Below are 15,684 nucleotides of genomic sequence, written 5' to 3'. Positions count from 1 at the left end.
TAATATGTGAGTTGTCTCTTAAAAGTTTCTATAATAAAAAAAACAAACGACCTACTCGGTCATTTGTTTAATTCATATATATTTTTCGTTTCCTCTATCATTTTAGTTAACGAGAAATATCTCATTGCTTTCTCTCGTGCTTTCAATCTAATAGCAGTTACCTTTTCTTCATTCCCTTGTAGTTCCTCAAGCGCACTTGCGAATTCTGATTCGCAATATTCAGATATCAAAACACCTGACTCTCCATCTATTACCGCTTCATGTATTCCACCAACATCTATTGAAACAATTGGTGTCCCTGTAGCCATCGCTTCAATTACTACCATTGGAAACACTTCACGAAAAGATAATAAAAGTAAGGCGTCCATATTCCCTATAAACTCATGCGGCTCTGAAATATTCCCTAGCATCTTCACCCTTTGCTGCAATCCATATTTTTCTATTTCTTTCATAATCGATTCTTTCTCTGGTCCATCACCAGCAATATAAAACATAAAATCATTTCTCTTTTTCAACACATTTGCAATTTTGACAAATAGTTGATGGTTTTTCTCTTTGGATAATCTAGCTAATATCCCTATTTTATATGTAGATTCTTTCTTTTTCTGCTGGAATAAAAACTTTTCAATATCAACACCGTTATAAATTGTATTTATTTTTTCTTCTGCTACATGAATTGAAATTAAATTGTTCTTTTCAAACTCACTTACTGTAATAATATTGTTCACATATTTATTCATGAAATACCGAAAAAGCGTTGGCATTTTCTTTTCTAATATCGTTACATTGTGTTTCGTATAAACAATTTTCATCTTTTTTTTAATAAACTTTTGAAGTAGAAAAGCATATAATACCATTCGCAAACTATTTGCATGAATAAGTTCTATCTTTCGTTTACAAATTTCGTTTCGTAAATAATAAATATTTCTCAAATGATTCCATCGACTAAGTAAGATAAAATTTTCTTTTCTAGTAAGGGATTCATATAGTTCTCCATCACCTGCAGCTGTATAAATCTTAAAATCCTCATAATGCAAATTATTTTCTAATTTACAGAAATAATTTTCGGCTCCGCCAGTTATCAATTTATCAGTCATCAACAGGATATTCATAATTGCGTCTTCCCAACTACATTGATTTTATTTTTTTTATAAGCATGATAAGCATACTTACTAAAATAGTAAAAGCTTTGCACTGCATTAAGACTTTTTTGGTCCCTTAATAATTTCCAATACCGAAAAGCTGCTCTAACTTTATTTCTCGAAACAGAATTTGCTACAATTCGATACTTCGCTAATACTTGCTGTATCCCTTTTGCTTCATGCCCTTCATGTAATAAGTTCAGCCATAACGCTGTATCTTCCGGCTGTACACTAGGCATTTCGACATACGGAATTTTTTCACGATCAATCATCACCGTTAAACACCCGATAATTGTATTTCCTACTAAATAATGATAGTCAACAGATTTTGGTACACTCACTTCGCGATTTAATTCATTACCATTTTCATCAATTAAACTATACGACGCATATGAAAAAGCAATATTCATTTCTTCCATAAATAACAATTGTGTCTTCAATTTATGCGGCAACCATATATCATCACTATCTAAAAAGGCAATGTACCTTCCTCTCGCCTCTCGAATCGCTAAATTCCGAGCTTTAGCAGCACCAACATTTTCTTTTAATGATAATAACCTAATACGTGAGTCTCCTTCTATTATCTCTTTAATTTTTGCGGCAGATTGGTCGGTTGAACAGTCATCAACGATAATCATTTCCCAGTTTTCATACGATTGATTCTGTACAGATAAAATTGTCTCACCTATAAATCGTCTACTATTATAAGAAGGTGTTATTACAGAAACATGAGGCGCCTTATTATGTGCTGATAGACATTTTACCATCTATCTTTCCCCTTCCTTCATATATTGAAATATACTTCACAACAACTGCTAAAAATAAAAAGAACGCTTCGTTAATAATGAGTGACAATGACATCATCTGAAATAAAAATGCAATCATAGTCAATAGAAGGTATGGTTTTTCACGAAACAAAGTATGCTGCGCTAACTTAAACATTAATATGAATAAAAACGCACTATATAGAAGAAAACCAATTGTACCCGACTCAGACAAAATTTCTAAAAATGTATTGTGTACATATAATTTTTCATTAAATTGATACTCATAATAATTCGAGAAGTTAAACGCACCAATTCCGATATATGGATTGGATAAATAATATTTAAAAGCAGCTTCCCATAATGTAAATCTACCACTTCCATTATCATGGGAAAAATCAGAAATTCGTTTATTTAATATGTCATCTAATTGGCCCCCCATTACACTATTCGATAAACTAAAAATAACTACACTAAACAATACTAAACTCATAATTATTTTTATTTTTTTAGCGAAACTAGACATACATATATATACAAAAATGACAAGCACAAGCGCTAATATTCCCCCTCTTGAAAAGGTTAATAGACTCGTCGTAACACATAAAATTAACCCTAAGATGTTAGTGATATTTTGCAAATTCGTCATATAGTACATAAAAAATATTGTATTATAGAAAATAAAAATGTTAGGATCATCTAGCAATCCAATTAACCGTGGATATCCTCTATCAACTAATAATCCAGCAAAAATTTCTCTCTCTTCTCCACCGTATAAACTAAAGTATTGTAAACCGATTATATAGAGTAGTAGACTTACAACATTAAATACTATTCCTACATAAGCAATAGATGATTCAAGTACCACTATTTCAGTATTCCCCAATAAATTTCTCATTATAAAATAGCATCCTAAAACGAGTAGCACGCCAAAAATCATACGAATACTAGCATTTAAATACATAGAAAGAATTCCGCTTAAACAATAAATGAAATAAAACAGTAAAAATATAACTTCATGAAAATATAACTTTTGAATATGAAAGTCTTTAATTGTTAAACAAAAATATATGACTAAAAAAATCATATATATCTTCAATGAAAATCCAATATATAAATTGTATTTACTTAACATGACAAATAATATTAGAAGAATAATCCATCCCATTGATACTTTCATATTATTTTCCATAGGCTATATCCCCTGTTTCGTAATATAATCCTTTTTGCGTATTTTTCTTATAAAAGAAAGAAGAAGTTTTTTTAGCTCATAATCATATAGGAATATGGCAGCTACTACAATTAGTATATTAAGAACAAGCGCAATTAAATGATATGTATGCAATATATATTGCACTCCAATAAAGGTTACACCAAAATAAATTGTATACGGTATTACAATTTGGAATACAATTTTTTTCTTCACTACACTTACCGCTATATATCCCACTAAAGCGACTATTTCAAATAAAACCATAGCGTATGCCGCTCCTATCACTCCACCAAGACTACTAAAGCTATAAAGCATAACCCCACCTATCACCAATGCTACACACTGCACAACAGTCCTCTTATTTTGACAACCACTCGTCGTTAAACCGTCAGCAATGGCAATATTTAAACTTTGTAGCACAATAAGAAATGATAATATTTGGAGTGGTTCTACTGCATTCCTCCATTCTTCATGAAAAAATATAGAAATAAAGTATGGTGCTAAATGATATAAACCGATCGTCATACATATTCCTACAATCGCCATTGATTTAATTTGAAGTAAATTTAATTTCGTATGCTCTTCTATATTATTCTGGTTATAATGCTTAAAGAGCACCGGAAAAAATGCACCTGCAATTACCCCTGGTACTTGATATAAAGCTGCCGGCATCCGGTACGCCACTGCAAAAACACCTACCATACTTAATGGCAATGTATAGTTAAGCAAGATAGGCGCTAATTGTGGCGTACTCATTATTAAAAAACCGCTAATAATAAAGGGAGTTAATTGCCAAAATAACGCTTTATGAATTACGACTTTCATATTCATTTTCGTCTTTCTTCTCATGATATATATACTGAATAAACCACCAATCATATACCCAAAAGCATATAAGCGAGCTGTTACATACACCGGTAACTCTCCGAAAATACAAAAACATGTAATTATAATGACAACTGATGCTGATACAACTTTTATGAGCGCTATATACTTCATACGTTCCGTCAGTTGAAAATAGGCAATCCCTATGTTTTGCCAAGTTAATCCTATTAACATGAAAAACATTACGTTTATCATCATATAAATTAAATTTTTATCCGCATACATATAATGAATAGCAATATAACCGATGATAGAAATAAAAATAAGTAGAATCATCCTTATTTTTATATACGATGATAAAATCTGCTCTAAATCTGCTCCATCCTTTGCCCCTTCTCGAAGAAACGTATTACTAAGTCCTAAGTCTGTAAAAAATAACATAACAAACGTCACTGCTATGGCAACACTAAACATCCCATAATGTTGTGCGTTAAAAAAGTTTGCTAAAACAATTAAACTGACGGCCTGAAGAAGGTTAGCTAAAATCGTACTATAAAATAGATGGATAATATTGCTTAGAATAGATCTACCCATACAAGTTCTCCTTTGCAAGTAACCTACTTACATATGTTGTTTGTTTACATATATATTTATCTTGCACCATTACCGTTCAATACAATTAAAACGGTTTTACATAAAATACGGATGTCCATCCGAAATGTTTTCATTTCAATATACTCCATGTCCAGCCTCAACTTTTCCTTTGGATCAAGATTATACCCTCCATTTATTTGTGCCCATCCTGTTAAGCCTGGTTTTACTATTAAACGTTCCTTAAATTCTGGAATATACGCATCAAACTCATTATAAAAAAACTCTCTCTCTGGTCTAGGGCCTACAAAAGACATATCTCCTCTTAAAATGTTTACAAGTTGCGGTAATTCATCAATTCTCGTTTTTCTTATAAACAATCCAACTTTTGTAATTCTTTGATCATTTTCTTTTGCCCATTGTGGTCCGTTCATTTCAGCATCCTTTACCATCGACCTTAATTTAAATACATTAAACTTCTTCCCGTTTATACCTAAACGTTCTTGAAAGTATATTGGAGCCCCTGATGTTTCTAAGGTAATCATAATACAAAAGAACAACATAATTGGTATTGTTAATAGTAACAATATGATTGAAAATATAATATCAAACAAGCGTTTTACACTTCGATTCAATATGCTAGGCTTTTCTTGAGCCGGAATCGTATACAACTTGGCTTGATTTGTTTCACGAATCATGGATCGTTACCCCCACATTCAAGAATATAAAATTATACCTATTAATTCACATTCTTTCCTATTTATATCCGCTATTACTTTTTGCACTGTACGTAATGAATCTTTTTGCTTTTTAACTGCTAAAACCACTCCATCGCATTTCCCGGCAATAATGTGCGTAGCAGGAAGTTCAAATACTTCAGAAGAATAAACGAAAATGTAATCAAAATCTTCTTTCCACTTAGCAATCGCATTATCAAATTCATCCATAGCAACTAAAGGCGTCCCTGTATGTACTGTTTTTTTTGCAGGAATACAATATAAGTAATTAGACAAATTACTAGAAAAAGATTTATAATTGCAGGAGGAAGAGCTTATTATATCGTTTACTGTTATCATGTGATCACTTTGTAATAATACATGTAGTTTAGGGTCAGAAAAATTCACATCAATAAGTAACACCTTTTTTTTCATTTCCGCAAACACTAGACCCATATTTACTATAAGCGAGGCAACAACACCTCTGTCCTTCGTTGAACTAACTGTGAACAGTTGTTTTCCGGATTTTTTCAGATCGTGATACACCGTATAAAACTGCTCTTTCATCAGATCATCATGCAAATTGAATGGCAGCTGCTTCTTTGTCCTAAACATCGACATGTTCACCTCGATATATAGATGATTTTTTATCAACCTCTGTAGGTTTCTTTTTTCTATTTGGTTCCATATTTATGTGACCAATAACAGAGACTGTTGTTATTTTCTCTAAATCCTGTTCCGTGTATATACGTTCATCAAAATAATCTCGAAATACAGCTAAACCTATCCCAACAAAAAAACTAACAATTAAAGAAATAGGAATGATCAGTTGAAATTTCGGAAACAATTTTTCAGCCTGTTCCTGTAACTCAGGATCAGTTAATACTTTCACCCCTTGTACATTTGTGTACTGTTGAAAGCTTTTTTGTGATTGCTCTGCCAATGTCTTTACAATGTCTTTCACGATTTTCGGATTGGAATCTTTTACTGTAACAGTTACAATTTGTGAGTTGTCCGTATTCACAACCGAGATTTTTTGTGCTAATTCATAACTTGATTGCTCTAATTTCAAAGTTTTTTTGACTGTTGAAATAATTAATGGGCTTTTTAAAATATCAACATACGATGTTACTAGTTGCTTATTTTCTTGTGTTTTATTTGTTGAATTTTCCTTATTAAACTCATCTAAATTCCCAACAAGAATTTGCGTTGAATATTGATATGACGGCTTTAAAACATACATAGAGATAAGAACTAAAGAAGCGGTTAAACAACACATCGTTAAAATAATCGTTACGAATCTTCTTTTCAGTAATTGTTGAAAATCTTTTATACTCATTTCTTGCTTCAATTATTTCACCGCCCTTTTCTGAATAACATCCTGCAATTCACTCTTTACAGATAACCCTTTCTCTCTTCTATCCACTTGTTTTGTTACATACTTTCCGACTCCGAATGCAAATTTTTCTACATATACATACGAAAGCATTGCAAGTATAAACGAAAAAACAAGTGAAAAAATTAAAATAATAGGCAACGGTAATATTTCATGGAGCATGTATATAAGGGAAAACAACGATATAATATGGTATAAATAAAGACTGTAAGAAATCTTCCCCAAATATAACAAATATTTATTATGTAGCAAGGACGACAAAGTTGATATTGACAAACTTAATATGACAAATAAACATGCACTTATCGCCACTACGTAGTCTCGAAATATAAAATTATTGAGCACTTTAATTTCTCCTATAAGCCCTTCATACATAAAAAGTAAAATCGCAAATAAAAACCATGCAATTTTCGTGTTTTTAGTACAATTACTATAAAAAACTATTAAATTATTTTTATACTTCGCAACTAGTGCTCCTAGTAAAAACAGTACTGTGTAATGCAATGTTAATGCATAGCTTGTTAATGTTAAGCCCGAGCGAAACAAAAATAATATTACGACAGAACATATACTAAAACTAAACAATAATAGTAATGAACACCTTAACGTTTTTCGTAAGCAAATCATCAAAATTAACGGGAAAATTATTGATATTCGCATTTCATGGACAAGTGACCAAATCACACCGTTATATGCATCTGTATTATATTTCCCAACCAATAAAATATGTTGTGCGATTAAGCTTGAAGAACTTTCAATCGTCCATGAGCGATTAAACCATTCACTTAAATAAGAAATACCATATTCACTAATTGTAATCTGGCATACAATAGCTATAATTATTGCCACAATATAAGGAATATATATTCTGCATATACGTTTTAAAAGGTATGACCCATAGCTACTATAGTTTTTTTGAATAGATTCATACAAAACAAATCCGCTCAAAACAAAAAAGATAATAACTGATTCGTTACCACTACTAAAAATTAGACGAGCAGGCGTTTCTTTTAATAGATACACAACAAATGGTTTATTATCTTCATAACTGTAATTTTGAAATGCTGAAAAAATCATTAAATGATGACCAATCATTACTACTAATGAAGAAATCCCTCTTATAGAGTCCAATTCTTCGTATCTTTTCATCTTTTTACATCAACTCCTAATGAAATGATAATAATCATTTCAAAGCGACATCTTTATTCATATTCCTCTCCTTTCTTTTCATTCCAATTTTTCATATTAAAATGATTTTATAGTATAAATTTGAGTGTATTGTAACATTTTTTGTAATATTTTGAATAGAAAATCTCAAAAATTGGTATATACCAATTTCAACCTCGAAAAATGAGTAATATTGATAGAAAAACGCTATAAAAATATCTTGCATATTTACAAAATTAAAGAGCTGAATAGCGTTTTTTCAATATAAAATAAAAAAGATAGCCTACATAGGCTATCTTTTTTATTTTATTTAATTACTGGCACCACTATATGCTACATGTCGTTTCTCAATTCTCTCTTCAATTTCTTTCATATTTTCTTTATTATTTAATAGTGATTGTTTATTTTCAATTAATAATTGTTTAAAAGATTTTCTCACTTTTTTTCTCATTTTCATTGTCCTCCTTGGGGGATGGTTTATATAAAAGATAAAGAATTATCTGTGTGTTCTTATAATAATTGATTGTTGTGAATTCTATTTGAACTTCATATGAAAATCTCGTTTATTTTCTGACAACTTTGTGAACACGAAAAAATGATTATCTAAAACTATGTTGAAATTAATTCACTTCATGATAAAAGTTATTATTTTCATCAACTTTTATCATTATATCTTGTCGAAATATTTATATATTTAAAATTGAGTTCGACATAATTTTATTTATTATAATACTGTTTACAAAAACAAAAAGAAGGTGTCACCAAGTCAAAGTTCGACTTATGCAACATCCCTCTTCCCAAACTATTTATAGCATATTTATTAATATTTCAGGTCTTCCCCAATTCATTTCTTCACAAACAAATCTAAGTTTTTCTTCATCCATTGTGTGTAATCCTTCTTCTAGTGAACATGAAATTGGAACTTCACAGTGAATTTGGGCTAATTGTAACGAAATATTTAAGTTCTCTAAATCACTTTCAATCTTCGTACGCTGCGCTTTTGTTAATGATTCTACATTTTCTAGTACAGCGGATACTGTTCCGTGCTCTTGAATAAGCTTATACGCTGTTTTTTCACCGATACCTTTTACCCCTGGATAATTATCACTTGTATCTCCCATGAAAGCTTTTGCATGGACGATTTGCCACGGCTCTACACCTTTTTCTTCCATGATTTTCTCCGGTGTGTAATATTCGTAATTTCCAATTCCTTTACGCAGAAGCATGACTGTAACGCTCTTATCAACAAGTTGAAGTAAATCCGTATCACCTGTTAAAATATAAACTTCAGCTTCATTGCAATATTGTTTTGCAAGCGTACCGATACAATCATCGGCTTCGTAGCCTTTCATACCGATAACTGGAATGGATAATTTTGCAGTCATTTCTTGCACTAAATCAAATTGAGGAATTAATTCTTCTGGTGGCGCTGCACGATTTGCTTTATAATTCGAGAACGATTCTGTTCTAAATGTCGTACTTCCCATATCCCAGCATGTAACGATATGTGTTGGTTCGATCGCTTGCGTAGCTGTTAATAAATGTTTCATATAACCATGAATCCCGTTCGTAGGGGTTCCATCTTGTCGTTTCATAAATTGTCCGTAGACACTTGTTGCGTAAAAAGCACGAAATAATAGTGCCATACCATCAACTAATAATACTTTTTTCATAATTCCTCTCCTATTAAAAAAATAATAACCTTACGTTATCACGTAAGGTTATATAAATAGATTACCATTCTACGTTTTTGCTCAACTTTGTCTATTATACATTGTTTTTGTATATTTAGCATCATTAACACATTAAGACGTTCTACTACAACAAGTATGCAAGATGCCTGAATACGTATTTTTTCCAGTAGAAACAACGATAGCTTTTGCATTTCCACTAACAATATGCGAACCTTTAAAACATACATTTTCAAGCTCAAGTGGATTATAATCTTTCATCCGTTTTAATGGAATAAACCGTTTACGTTCAAGGTGATAGCAGCTCTCAAACTTCTCTATATTCGCTTCGTTTCCCGTTAACACAGACTCATTCACTAATAAATCATCTGCATAAATAATACGTACATCAGCTGGCACAGCATCTCCAGCCGAAAGAAAAATCATATCTCCAGGTACAAGTTCTTGCACAGGTATCTCCATCATTTTCAGTTCACTATTTAGCCCTGTACTACTAGAACATTCTACTCTAGATACAGTAATCGTTTCACGTTGTAATTCATCACACACACGTTGTTTTGAAAAACCTGGAATCATGCCACCTAGCTTCATCATTACTTCTGCAAGAAGTGCTCTTTTTGAAGTTAGTTCATTTCGGCCATATACTTGAATACGTTTTTGTGCCTCTTTCATTGATAGTCCGTCTCTTGTTGTTTTAAAATATGCAAATACAGATTTTACATCTCTTGTTGCAATTTCAATTAATAAATCTTTATTTTTTTGGAGCATTGTTTGTTCTTTTATTGATTTTTTACTTAGTTTATATGACGTGTTACCCACAGTTTTGTTTGCATATAACATATTATCGTCTCCTCCTTTACAACATAGGAAGAAACGCTTTGTTTCTCAATTTATCCACTTTACTGTGAAAGTGTCTCGCGCTTTATAAACGCTATATTGTGATAAATATAGAGGGAGGAACAAATCGTTTCCTGCCTACATCATATATTTTTGATTTGAAGTATATGGGTAACGGAACCGAGTCAGAATTTGACATGCTCCTCACCTCCTCGTTTAATTTTATAGTTTATAATATGAAATTACTCATAGCTTGGTAACAAAAAAGACCCCTACCCTTAAGAGAGTAGCGGCCATTACATACACAAATAAACGATTTCTAATATAATTAGAAATCTACGGACCTCTCCCTCACCGAGTTTTAGCACTGTATAGCATAGGTACATTACCAGCTACGTTAAGAAAAACCTTAATTCGATCATTCCTGTTGACCCATTGGCGTCTCTCGACATTTTTGGGCAGTAGCATTTCTCTATACAGGAGCCTCACCTAACAGAGACTTATTTTCATTACATTGAAAATGTTACTCTTATTTAAAATAGATGTCAACCGTAGCCTACAATTTTTTCAAATGGTATGGCAAACTAACGTATATAAAGTGAAACTTTAATCAGTGGGGGTTTTGTTCATCCGCCACTGATTATTAGCCCTCACCAATCGGGTTGCCCGGCAAATAGCGGGATAAAATAAAAAACTTTACGTTTAAACGTAAAGTTTTTAATAAGTTATACAACCAGCGATTACAATCCCAATTGAAAGCGATAAAAACATAAGAAAAAGACCGACTGCTTGATTATCTTCTTCGAGACTTTTGTTTATATTAAAGCGTGGTGTAAGCCACTCAGCTAAATAAAAGACGATAATTTGAGCCAAAATCCCAACTGCTCCCCACGAAATCATATCAAGAAGTGAAATTGAATTAGCTGCTGTCGAATATAAAACGATAGCTAACCCAAGTAATCGCCCTCCAAGCACATAGCTTACCGCCTTATTACCTTGAGCCATTAACTTAAATTCCTTAACTTTCGTTGTCACTTCCATCAAGAACAGACCAATACATAAAAGTCCAAGTGTTACTGCTAAATATAATAAAAAATTAATCATTTTTCCCCCTCCTTTTTATACCTACCGGTAAATAGTACGATTCATTTCCTGTAATCTTTTCTCCCGCGCGAATACCGATACTACTCGCTTTTCCAGCAATTAAAAAAGAACCAAACACATAGGACAGTTTCTCCATCCCTTTTTCTGTTTCCAAGGATACGACTGGCAGTTCTGTATACTTTTGAAATATCGGCAGTGCAGTTTTATACGTTTGATGTGCATTTTGAAGCATAATATTTTCATCCTTATCGCGAATCGTAATTGTATCTCCTTCTCTACCAAATGAAGGTTTTTGAACGAAAGAACCTTTTCCTAAAAATAAATCTGGTTCTAAATATGTAGGTAACATATATTCTTTAATCCACTGTTGTTCCTCGTTTGTATAAAAGACCTCTTCTTCTGCTAACCCCCAAATAAGACACTGAATTGATTTTGGCTGAAGTAAAAATGCTGACAAAGGATTTATTATAAAAAGCTTTCCGGCTTTTACAAGTTGCAGCAGTTCCACACCTACCAAATCTCCTGTTTCAGGATCTTGATCCTCAATTAAATCTTCTATCGGATATGTTTGGCGATATAAAACATCAATCTTCGCCCCATCTTTATCAACTAGAGCATCTTTTGTAATTCTAAGTTCTGACATTGGCACTACTTTATTTTCAACATGGCATAGCTGACTTAAATACATAGTGGTATTCCAATCCTCGATATGTTCATGATGTGCTGTAAAAACAACATTTGGATTATCTAATCCCTTTGTCGCTTCCATTACTGCTTTCGTTACACCAGAAGATAGCAATCGTTCTTGATCCGAGTTTGGATCATCATAGCCTAGATTTTCACATACTTTCCCATTCATTTGAAAACATTCCACAATAAAAGTTGGTGTATCACTATTAAACTCAAGCATTTTGATTTTATTATCCTCTGTTACAGCAAAATCAAATCGCGAAATTACAGATTCAGGATAAAGCCCTTTCATTCTAATGAATGATAAACTCGGGGATGGAAAGCCAAGATCTAGAAGCTGTTCGTCACTTAGATTACGCAGCAGTCTAGCAGTCTTAAAAAATATTTTGCCCATTCGTTCAGTCGCTAAGTGTAATTGGTCCAAAGTCTGATTTGTTATAGAAAAAACATGAAACAAACTATACTCACATTCATATAAATCCGACCAAAAATTCGGATATTTTAAATAAAATTCTTTTCGATCCCTTATGTATTGCGACATATTTTAGCCCCCAAATCCTCCCTTTGAACCGCTTCCAATTCCACCTTTAAATTCAGTAGACGATTGATACGATTTAAACGCCGATGAATTTTTAAAAGTGGATTTATTTTGATAGTATCGCCCACCATAGAAATAATGCCCACGATAACCTGAACTACTATCATCACACTGCCATACCCCAAGTTCATCATCCCAATCCCAATCAGAACAACTATTATCATTCGGTTTTGGGGGAAGATCTTGTGCGCAACCAAATAAAGTGCCAGTCATTAAAGACGTTACGACACCACCTACTAGCCATTTCGTTTTTGTCACCTTCGCACTCCCCTTTTTAAATTCTATTCCTATTATATAGGATGGCATGATAAAGTAGAAGAAAAAGGAAGAAGAGGTATAAAATGCGCTTAGAATATCGACTTAATGATGAAACGAAAGGGTATCCTGCTTTATGGAACTACGCCAATATTTCTAATTCTGAAATTATCGCACGCATGACTTGTGAATATTTTATTAAAGAGAAAAATACTTATGTTGTTACTGCAACTTCGGTTGATCCAGACGGAACAGCAGTTATTTATATTCAAAAAGAAGTTTTCGCCAATGACCCTTCAGACCCTACATACTCCCACATCGGTTTTGAAATTAGAGAACTAAGTGAAACGAGTTCAAGCTTAGTAGATAGTCAAGATGTATGGAACTACGAAGAAATTTTACCATCTCTTCATTCAGATATTATATATATTCAGCGAGACGGCATTTCTATGGAATTCTCCTTGGATTCAAGAGAGATTGATGAAGACAGAAAGTGCTACATTTATTACGGAAACTTCACAGGTGAATCAAGATAATATTAATATATCTATGCAACAAAAAAACCTTACGTATAAAACGTAAGGTTTTTATATAGCCCCACATATGCCGTTCTCTCTAGATGTCCATAAACCTGCTCTCACAGGTGGATGCCCTCACAAATGTTTGTAACTTCCTTCTTAAAAAGATGGCATGTTAGCTACATTTAAATATTGAACTTCCATATTAAACTTATTGGTTTAAGACATGCATAAGCTACGTACACCGTAGGAATTTTATATAAGGTTAGTTGAAATAAGACCCCCGCACGTGCCGCTCCTCGTAAATGTCCAAAAACCCGCTACTCGCAGGTGGATGCCCTCACAGTTACCGTACATCTTCCTCCACAAGGAAGGCTTGATGATGGTCGCTAAATATTGAGCTTCCGTATAACTAACATCGGTTTTAGACATAAATAAGTTACGCACACCGCAGGATGTATTATTTACTTGTCGTTATATTATCACATTGTTTCCAATGTGTAAAATACAAAGTTTTTCGAGCAATCTCTTGCTTGTGACCTTATTTTAATACAAATTATTTTTGCATGCAAGTGATTAATCTTCTTCTTTTGCAATTTGATTTTCTGGATAAGAGATCCAATCACTCCAGCTACCTGCATACAATTTAACATTTTGGAATCCAGCCAATTTTAATGCGACGATATTTGGACATGCCGTAACACCAGAACCACAATATACAATGGTTTCCTTATCTTTCGACAGATTTTGGAATCGTTCTTGTTGCCCAGCTTTATTCTTAAATTGTCCTGATTGCAACATTCCATCCTTCCAAAAATGGTTTACCGCTGTTGGAATATGTCCTGCTTTATGATCGACAAGTTCCTCTACACCAGCATAACGTTTGGGCTCTCTTGAATCAATTAATGTAACATCCGCACCTGCACGGATATTCTCTCTGACCGTTTCCATCGTTACAAGCATATGATCTTGTATATTAGCTTTGAATGTTTTTCGTATAGCAACAGGAATTTCCGCTGTTGTCGGTAGTCCATTCTCTTTCCAAGCCTGGAAACCACCATCTAATATATATACTTTCTCATGTCCTACATAGTTACATAACCACCATAAACGAGCAGCATTTGCACCGGCTTGACTGTCATACGCAATTACTGTCGTATGTTCATCAATACCAGCCTTCGAAAGCTTGTCTGCAAACTCCTCAATATTTGGTAAAGGATGGCGGCCACCATGTTCTGCTATAGGACTTGATAAATCTAAATTCAAATCAAAATATAACGCATGAGGAATATGTCCTTCTTCATACTTTTCTCTACCCCAATTAGGATTCGCTAAATCAAAACGACAATCGATTATACGGACATTCTCATCTTCTATATGCTCACGTAACCATTCGACTGTAACTATCATCTTTAACGACCTTCTTTCTCTTTCAAACGACTTACATACTCCATAACCATTTCTTCTGTAACATATTTACGCTGCAAGGTAACACCATTTTTTGCAAGATCATTAATCTGCTTCGTTACAACATTAATGACATCAACCGAAAATTCTTTCCCATTTGACGCAAGAGATACGGCAGCTTCAATAGCTGCTTCACGCTGTGCATCTAATTGTAAACATGCTTTTACACTTTCATTTTGTTTACGAGAATGTGCTGTAATTGCTTTATGTACTTCCATCTTCTCTTCCCCCTAAATAGTTATACGTTTTTATTCAATTCCATTGCAAGCCGGATCATATCACGACATACAATCCCATTTTCAATAATCTCTTCTTCATAATGCTTCGAAAAGTAATCAAAATCAATAGAAAAAATACGAAATCCACATTTTTGATATAAAGCAAGTTGTGAAACACTAGAATTGCCTGTACCAACTTCAAGTTTTGACATACCATATCCTATAGCAGTTTCTACAGCATGCCTTAATAGCTTCTTCCCAATCCCTTTTCCTTGCAAATGCTCTGCAACCGCAATATTCATGATTTCCATCGTCTTTGGCCTTGTTTCCAAAAGAACATATACACCGATAACGCTCCCCCCCTGCTTAGCTACGTATGTTAATCCTCTTTGTACATACGTAGCTATTTGCCGTTCACTTGGATCCGCAAGTAACAATAAAGCCTTCGGTATAGCCTCTTTTGGAATACGTTCTATTACAACAGACATAAAA

Annotated in this window: 18 protein-coding genes, 2 other RNA genes and 1 riboswitch; of the genes, 1 reads left to right on the top strand and 19 read right to left on the bottom strand. The window is 33.1% G+C overall.

The window, feature by feature from the left end; translation table 11 throughout:
• Positions 1-59: 59 nt before the first annotated feature.
• From HFD78_RS03875 to HFD78_RS03810, 14 genes are all read right to left on the bottom strand, one after another.
• Positions 60-1,112: a glycosyltransferase family 4 protein gene (locus HFD78_RS03875; RefSeq protein WP_001023684.1), complete on the bottom strand. Its 1,053-nt coding sequence runs from the start codon at positions 1,110-1,112 to the stop codon at positions 60-62.
• Positions 1,109-1,909, bottom strand: coding sequence for a glycosyltransferase family 2 protein (locus tag HFD78_RS03870; RefSeq protein ID WP_000237694.1), 801 nt, complete (start codon positions 1,907-1,909; stop codon positions 1,109-1,111). Before HFD78_RS03870 ends, HFD78_RS03875 begins: the two co-directional genes overlap by 4 nt.
• The gene (locus HFD78_RS03865) at positions 1,884-3,098 is read right to left on the bottom strand and encodes an O-antigen ligase family protein (RefSeq protein ID WP_000429870.1); all 1,215 of its coding nucleotides are present in this window, start codon (positions 3,096-3,098) and stop codon (positions 1,884-1,886) included. Before HFD78_RS03865 ends, HFD78_RS03870 begins: the two co-directional genes overlap by 26 nt.
• 3 nt (positions 3,099-3,101) lie before the next feature.
• Positions 3,102-4,538, bottom strand: a complete 1,437-nt coding sequence (locus tag HFD78_RS03860) for an oligosaccharide flippase family protein (protein WP_000533743.1) — start codon at positions 4,536-4,538, stop codon at positions 3,102-3,104.
• Positions 4,539-4,594: 56 nt separating this feature from the next.
• A complete protein-coding gene (locus tag HFD78_RS03855) occupies positions 4,595-5,233 on the bottom strand; it encodes a sugar transferase (RefSeq protein WP_000617651.1) in 639 nt (212 codons plus the stop codon).
• An 18-nt stretch (positions 5,234-5,251) separates the two neighbouring features.
• Entirely contained in the window at positions 5,252-5,872 is a 621-nt protein-coding gene (locus HFD78_RS03850) for a CpsD/CapB family tyrosine-protein kinase (protein ID WP_142331029.1), read from the bottom strand.
• Positions 5,859-6,602, bottom strand: a complete 744-nt coding sequence (locus HFD78_RS03845) for a YveK family protein (protein WP_000807055.1) — start codon at positions 6,600-6,602, stop codon at positions 5,859-5,861. Before HFD78_RS03845 ends, HFD78_RS03850 begins: the two co-directional genes overlap by 14 nt.
• Entirely contained in the window at positions 6,603-7,796 is a 1,194-nt protein-coding gene (locus HFD78_RS03840) for an acyltransferase family protein (RefSeq protein WP_000833054.1), read from the bottom strand.
• A gap of 328 nt (positions 7,797-8,124) precedes the next feature.
• A complete protein-coding gene (locus tag HFD78_RS03835) occupies positions 8,125-8,265 on the bottom strand; it encodes an FbpB family small basic protein (RefSeq protein ID WP_001228048.1) in 141 nt (46 codons plus the stop codon).
• A gap of 355 nt (positions 8,266-8,620) precedes the next feature.
• Positions 8,621-9,487 carry a 5'-3' exonuclease gene (locus tag HFD78_RS03830; RefSeq protein ID WP_000757075.1) on the bottom strand — a complete coding sequence of 289 codons (867 nt, stop codon included), beginning with the start codon at positions 9,485-9,487 and terminating at the stop codon, positions 8,621-8,623.
• A gap of 132 nt (positions 9,488-9,619) precedes the next feature.
• A complete protein-coding gene (locus HFD78_RS03825; protein WP_000964949.1) occupies positions 9,620-10,345 on the bottom strand; it encodes a P-type ATPase actuator domain-containing protein in 726 nt (241 codons plus the stop codon).
• A gap of 335 nt (positions 10,346-10,680) precedes the next feature.
• Positions 10,681-10,846: riboswitch (M-box (ykoK) riboswitch) on the bottom strand.
• 213 nt (positions 10,847-11,059) lie between these two features.
• Positions 11,060-11,446 carry a DUF350 domain-containing protein gene (locus tag HFD78_RS03820; RefSeq protein WP_000606857.1) on the bottom strand — a complete coding sequence of 129 codons (387 nt, stop codon included), beginning with the start codon at positions 11,444-11,446 and terminating at the stop codon, positions 11,060-11,062.
• Positions 11,439-12,677 carry a glutathionylspermidine synthase family protein gene (locus tag HFD78_RS03815; protein ID WP_000084940.1) on the bottom strand — a complete coding sequence of 413 codons (1,239 nt, stop codon included), beginning with the start codon at positions 12,675-12,677 and terminating at the stop codon, positions 11,439-11,441. The genes HFD78_RS03820 and HFD78_RS03815 overlap by 8 nt, the downstream gene beginning before the upstream one ends.
• Positions 12,678-12,680: 3 nt before the next feature.
• Positions 12,681-12,992: a hypothetical protein gene (locus HFD78_RS03810; RefSeq protein ID WP_000169031.1), complete on the bottom strand. Its 312-nt coding sequence runs from the start codon at positions 12,990-12,992 to the stop codon at positions 12,681-12,683.
• 83 nt (positions 12,993-13,075) lie between these two features.
• Between HFD78_RS03810 and HFD78_RS03805 the strand changes: the two genes are divergently transcribed.
• On the top strand, positions 13,076-13,525 hold the full coding sequence (locus HFD78_RS03805; protein ID WP_001235520.1) for a hypothetical protein: 450 nt from the start codon (positions 13,076-13,078) through the stop codon (positions 13,523-13,525).
• 54 nt (positions 13,526-13,579) lie between these two features.
• Here HFD78_RS03805 and ssrS (HFD78_RS03800) read toward each other — a convergent pair.
• The 5 genes from ssrS (HFD78_RS03800) to HFD78_RS03780 form a co-directional block, all read right to left on the bottom strand.
• A non-coding RNA gene (gene ssrS, locus HFD78_RS03800) (6S RNA) lies at positions 13,580-13,763 on the bottom strand.
• 21 nt (positions 13,764-13,784) lie between these two features.
• Positions 13,785-13,967, bottom strand: a non-coding RNA gene (gene ssrS, locus HFD78_RS03795) — 6S RNA.
• Positions 13,968-14,083: 116 nt separating this feature from the next.
• A complete protein-coding gene (locus HFD78_RS03790) occupies positions 14,084-14,917 on the bottom strand; it encodes a sulfurtransferase (protein WP_000637566.1) in 834 nt (277 codons plus the stop codon).
• 2 nt (positions 14,918-14,919) lie between these two features.
• Positions 14,920-15,192 (bottom strand): YpbS family protein, encoded by a 273-nt coding sequence (locus HFD78_RS03785; RefSeq protein ID WP_000451818.1) that lies wholly within the window; start codon positions 15,190-15,192, stop codon positions 14,920-14,922.
• A gap of 20 nt (positions 15,193-15,212) precedes the next feature.
• Positions 15,213-15,680 carry a GNAT family N-acetyltransferase gene (locus HFD78_RS03780; protein WP_098584884.1) on the bottom strand — a complete coding sequence of 156 codons (468 nt, stop codon included), beginning with the start codon at positions 15,678-15,680 and terminating at the stop codon, positions 15,213-15,215.
• Between the last annotated feature and the right edge of the window lie 4 nt (positions 15,681-15,684).

Source organism: Bacillus sp. EKM501B, from assembly GCF_011800505.1.
Taxonomy (GTDB): domain Bacteria; phylum Bacillota; class Bacilli; order Bacillales; family Bacillaceae_G; genus Bacillus_A; species Bacillus_A cereus.
The sequence above is the reverse complement of the archived record's forward strand: the minus strand, read 5'-3'. Positions and strand labels throughout refer to the sequence as shown.

Excerpts from the sequence above, each read along its gene's own strand:
- HFD78_RS03840 (WP_000833054.1), bottom strand. The coding sequence starts at position 7,796 with ATGAAAAGATACGAAGAATTGGACTCTATAAGAGGGATTTCTTCATTA.
- HFD78_RS03850 (WP_142331029.1), bottom strand. The coding sequence starts at position 5,872 with ATGTCGATGTTTAGGACAAAGAAGCAGCTGCCATTCAATTTGCATGAT.
- HFD78_RS03835 (WP_001228048.1), bottom strand. The coding sequence starts at position 8,265 with ATGAGAAAAAAAGTGAGAAAATCTTTTAAACAATTATTAATTGAAAAT.
- HFD78_RS03820 (WP_000606857.1), bottom strand. The coding sequence starts at position 11,446 with ATGATTAATTTTTTATTATATTTAGCAGTAACACTTGGACTTTTATGT.
- HFD78_RS03780 (WP_098584884.1), bottom strand. The coding sequence starts at position 15,680 with ATGTCTGTTGTAATAGAACGTATTCCAAAAGAGGCTATACCGAAGGCT.
- HFD78_RS03860 (WP_000533743.1), bottom strand. The coding sequence starts at position 4,538 with ATGGGTAGATCTATTCTAAGCAATATTATCCATCTATTTTATAGTACG.
- HFD78_RS03865 (WP_000429870.1), bottom strand. The coding sequence starts at position 3,098 with ATGGAAAATAATATGAAAGTATCAATGGGATGGATTATTCTTCTAATA.
- HFD78_RS03815 (WP_000084940.1), bottom strand. The coding sequence starts at position 12,677 with ATGTCGCAATACATAAGGGATCGAAAAGAATTTTATTTAAAATATCCG.
- HFD78_RS03785 (WP_000451818.1), bottom strand. The coding sequence starts at position 15,192 with ATGGAAGTACATAAAGCAATTACAGCACATTCTCGTAAACAAAATGAA.
- HFD78_RS03825 (WP_000964949.1), bottom strand. The coding sequence starts at position 10,345 with ATGTTATATGCAAACAAAACTGTGGGTAACACGTCATATAAACTAAGT.
- HFD78_RS03805 (WP_001235520.1), top strand. The coding sequence starts at position 13,076 with ATGCGCTTAGAATATCGACTTAATGATGAAACGAAAGGGTATCCTGCT.
- HFD78_RS03830 (WP_000757075.1), bottom strand. The coding sequence starts at position 9,487 with ATGAAAAAAGTATTATTAGTTGATGGTATGGCACTATTATTTCGTGCT.
- HFD78_RS03855 (WP_000617651.1), bottom strand. The coding sequence starts at position 5,233 with ATGATTCGTGAAACAAATCAAGCCAAGTTGTATACGATTCCGGCTCAA.
- HFD78_RS03790 (WP_000637566.1), bottom strand. The coding sequence starts at position 14,917 with ATGATAGTTACAGTCGAATGGTTACGTGAGCATATAGAAGATGAGAAT.
- HFD78_RS03870 (WP_000237694.1), bottom strand. The coding sequence starts at position 1,909 with ATGGTAAAATGTCTATCAGCACATAATAAGGCGCCTCATGTTTCTGTA.
- HFD78_RS03875 (WP_001023684.1), bottom strand. The coding sequence starts at position 1,112 with ATGAATATCCTGTTGATGACTGATAAATTGATAACTGGCGGAGCCGAA.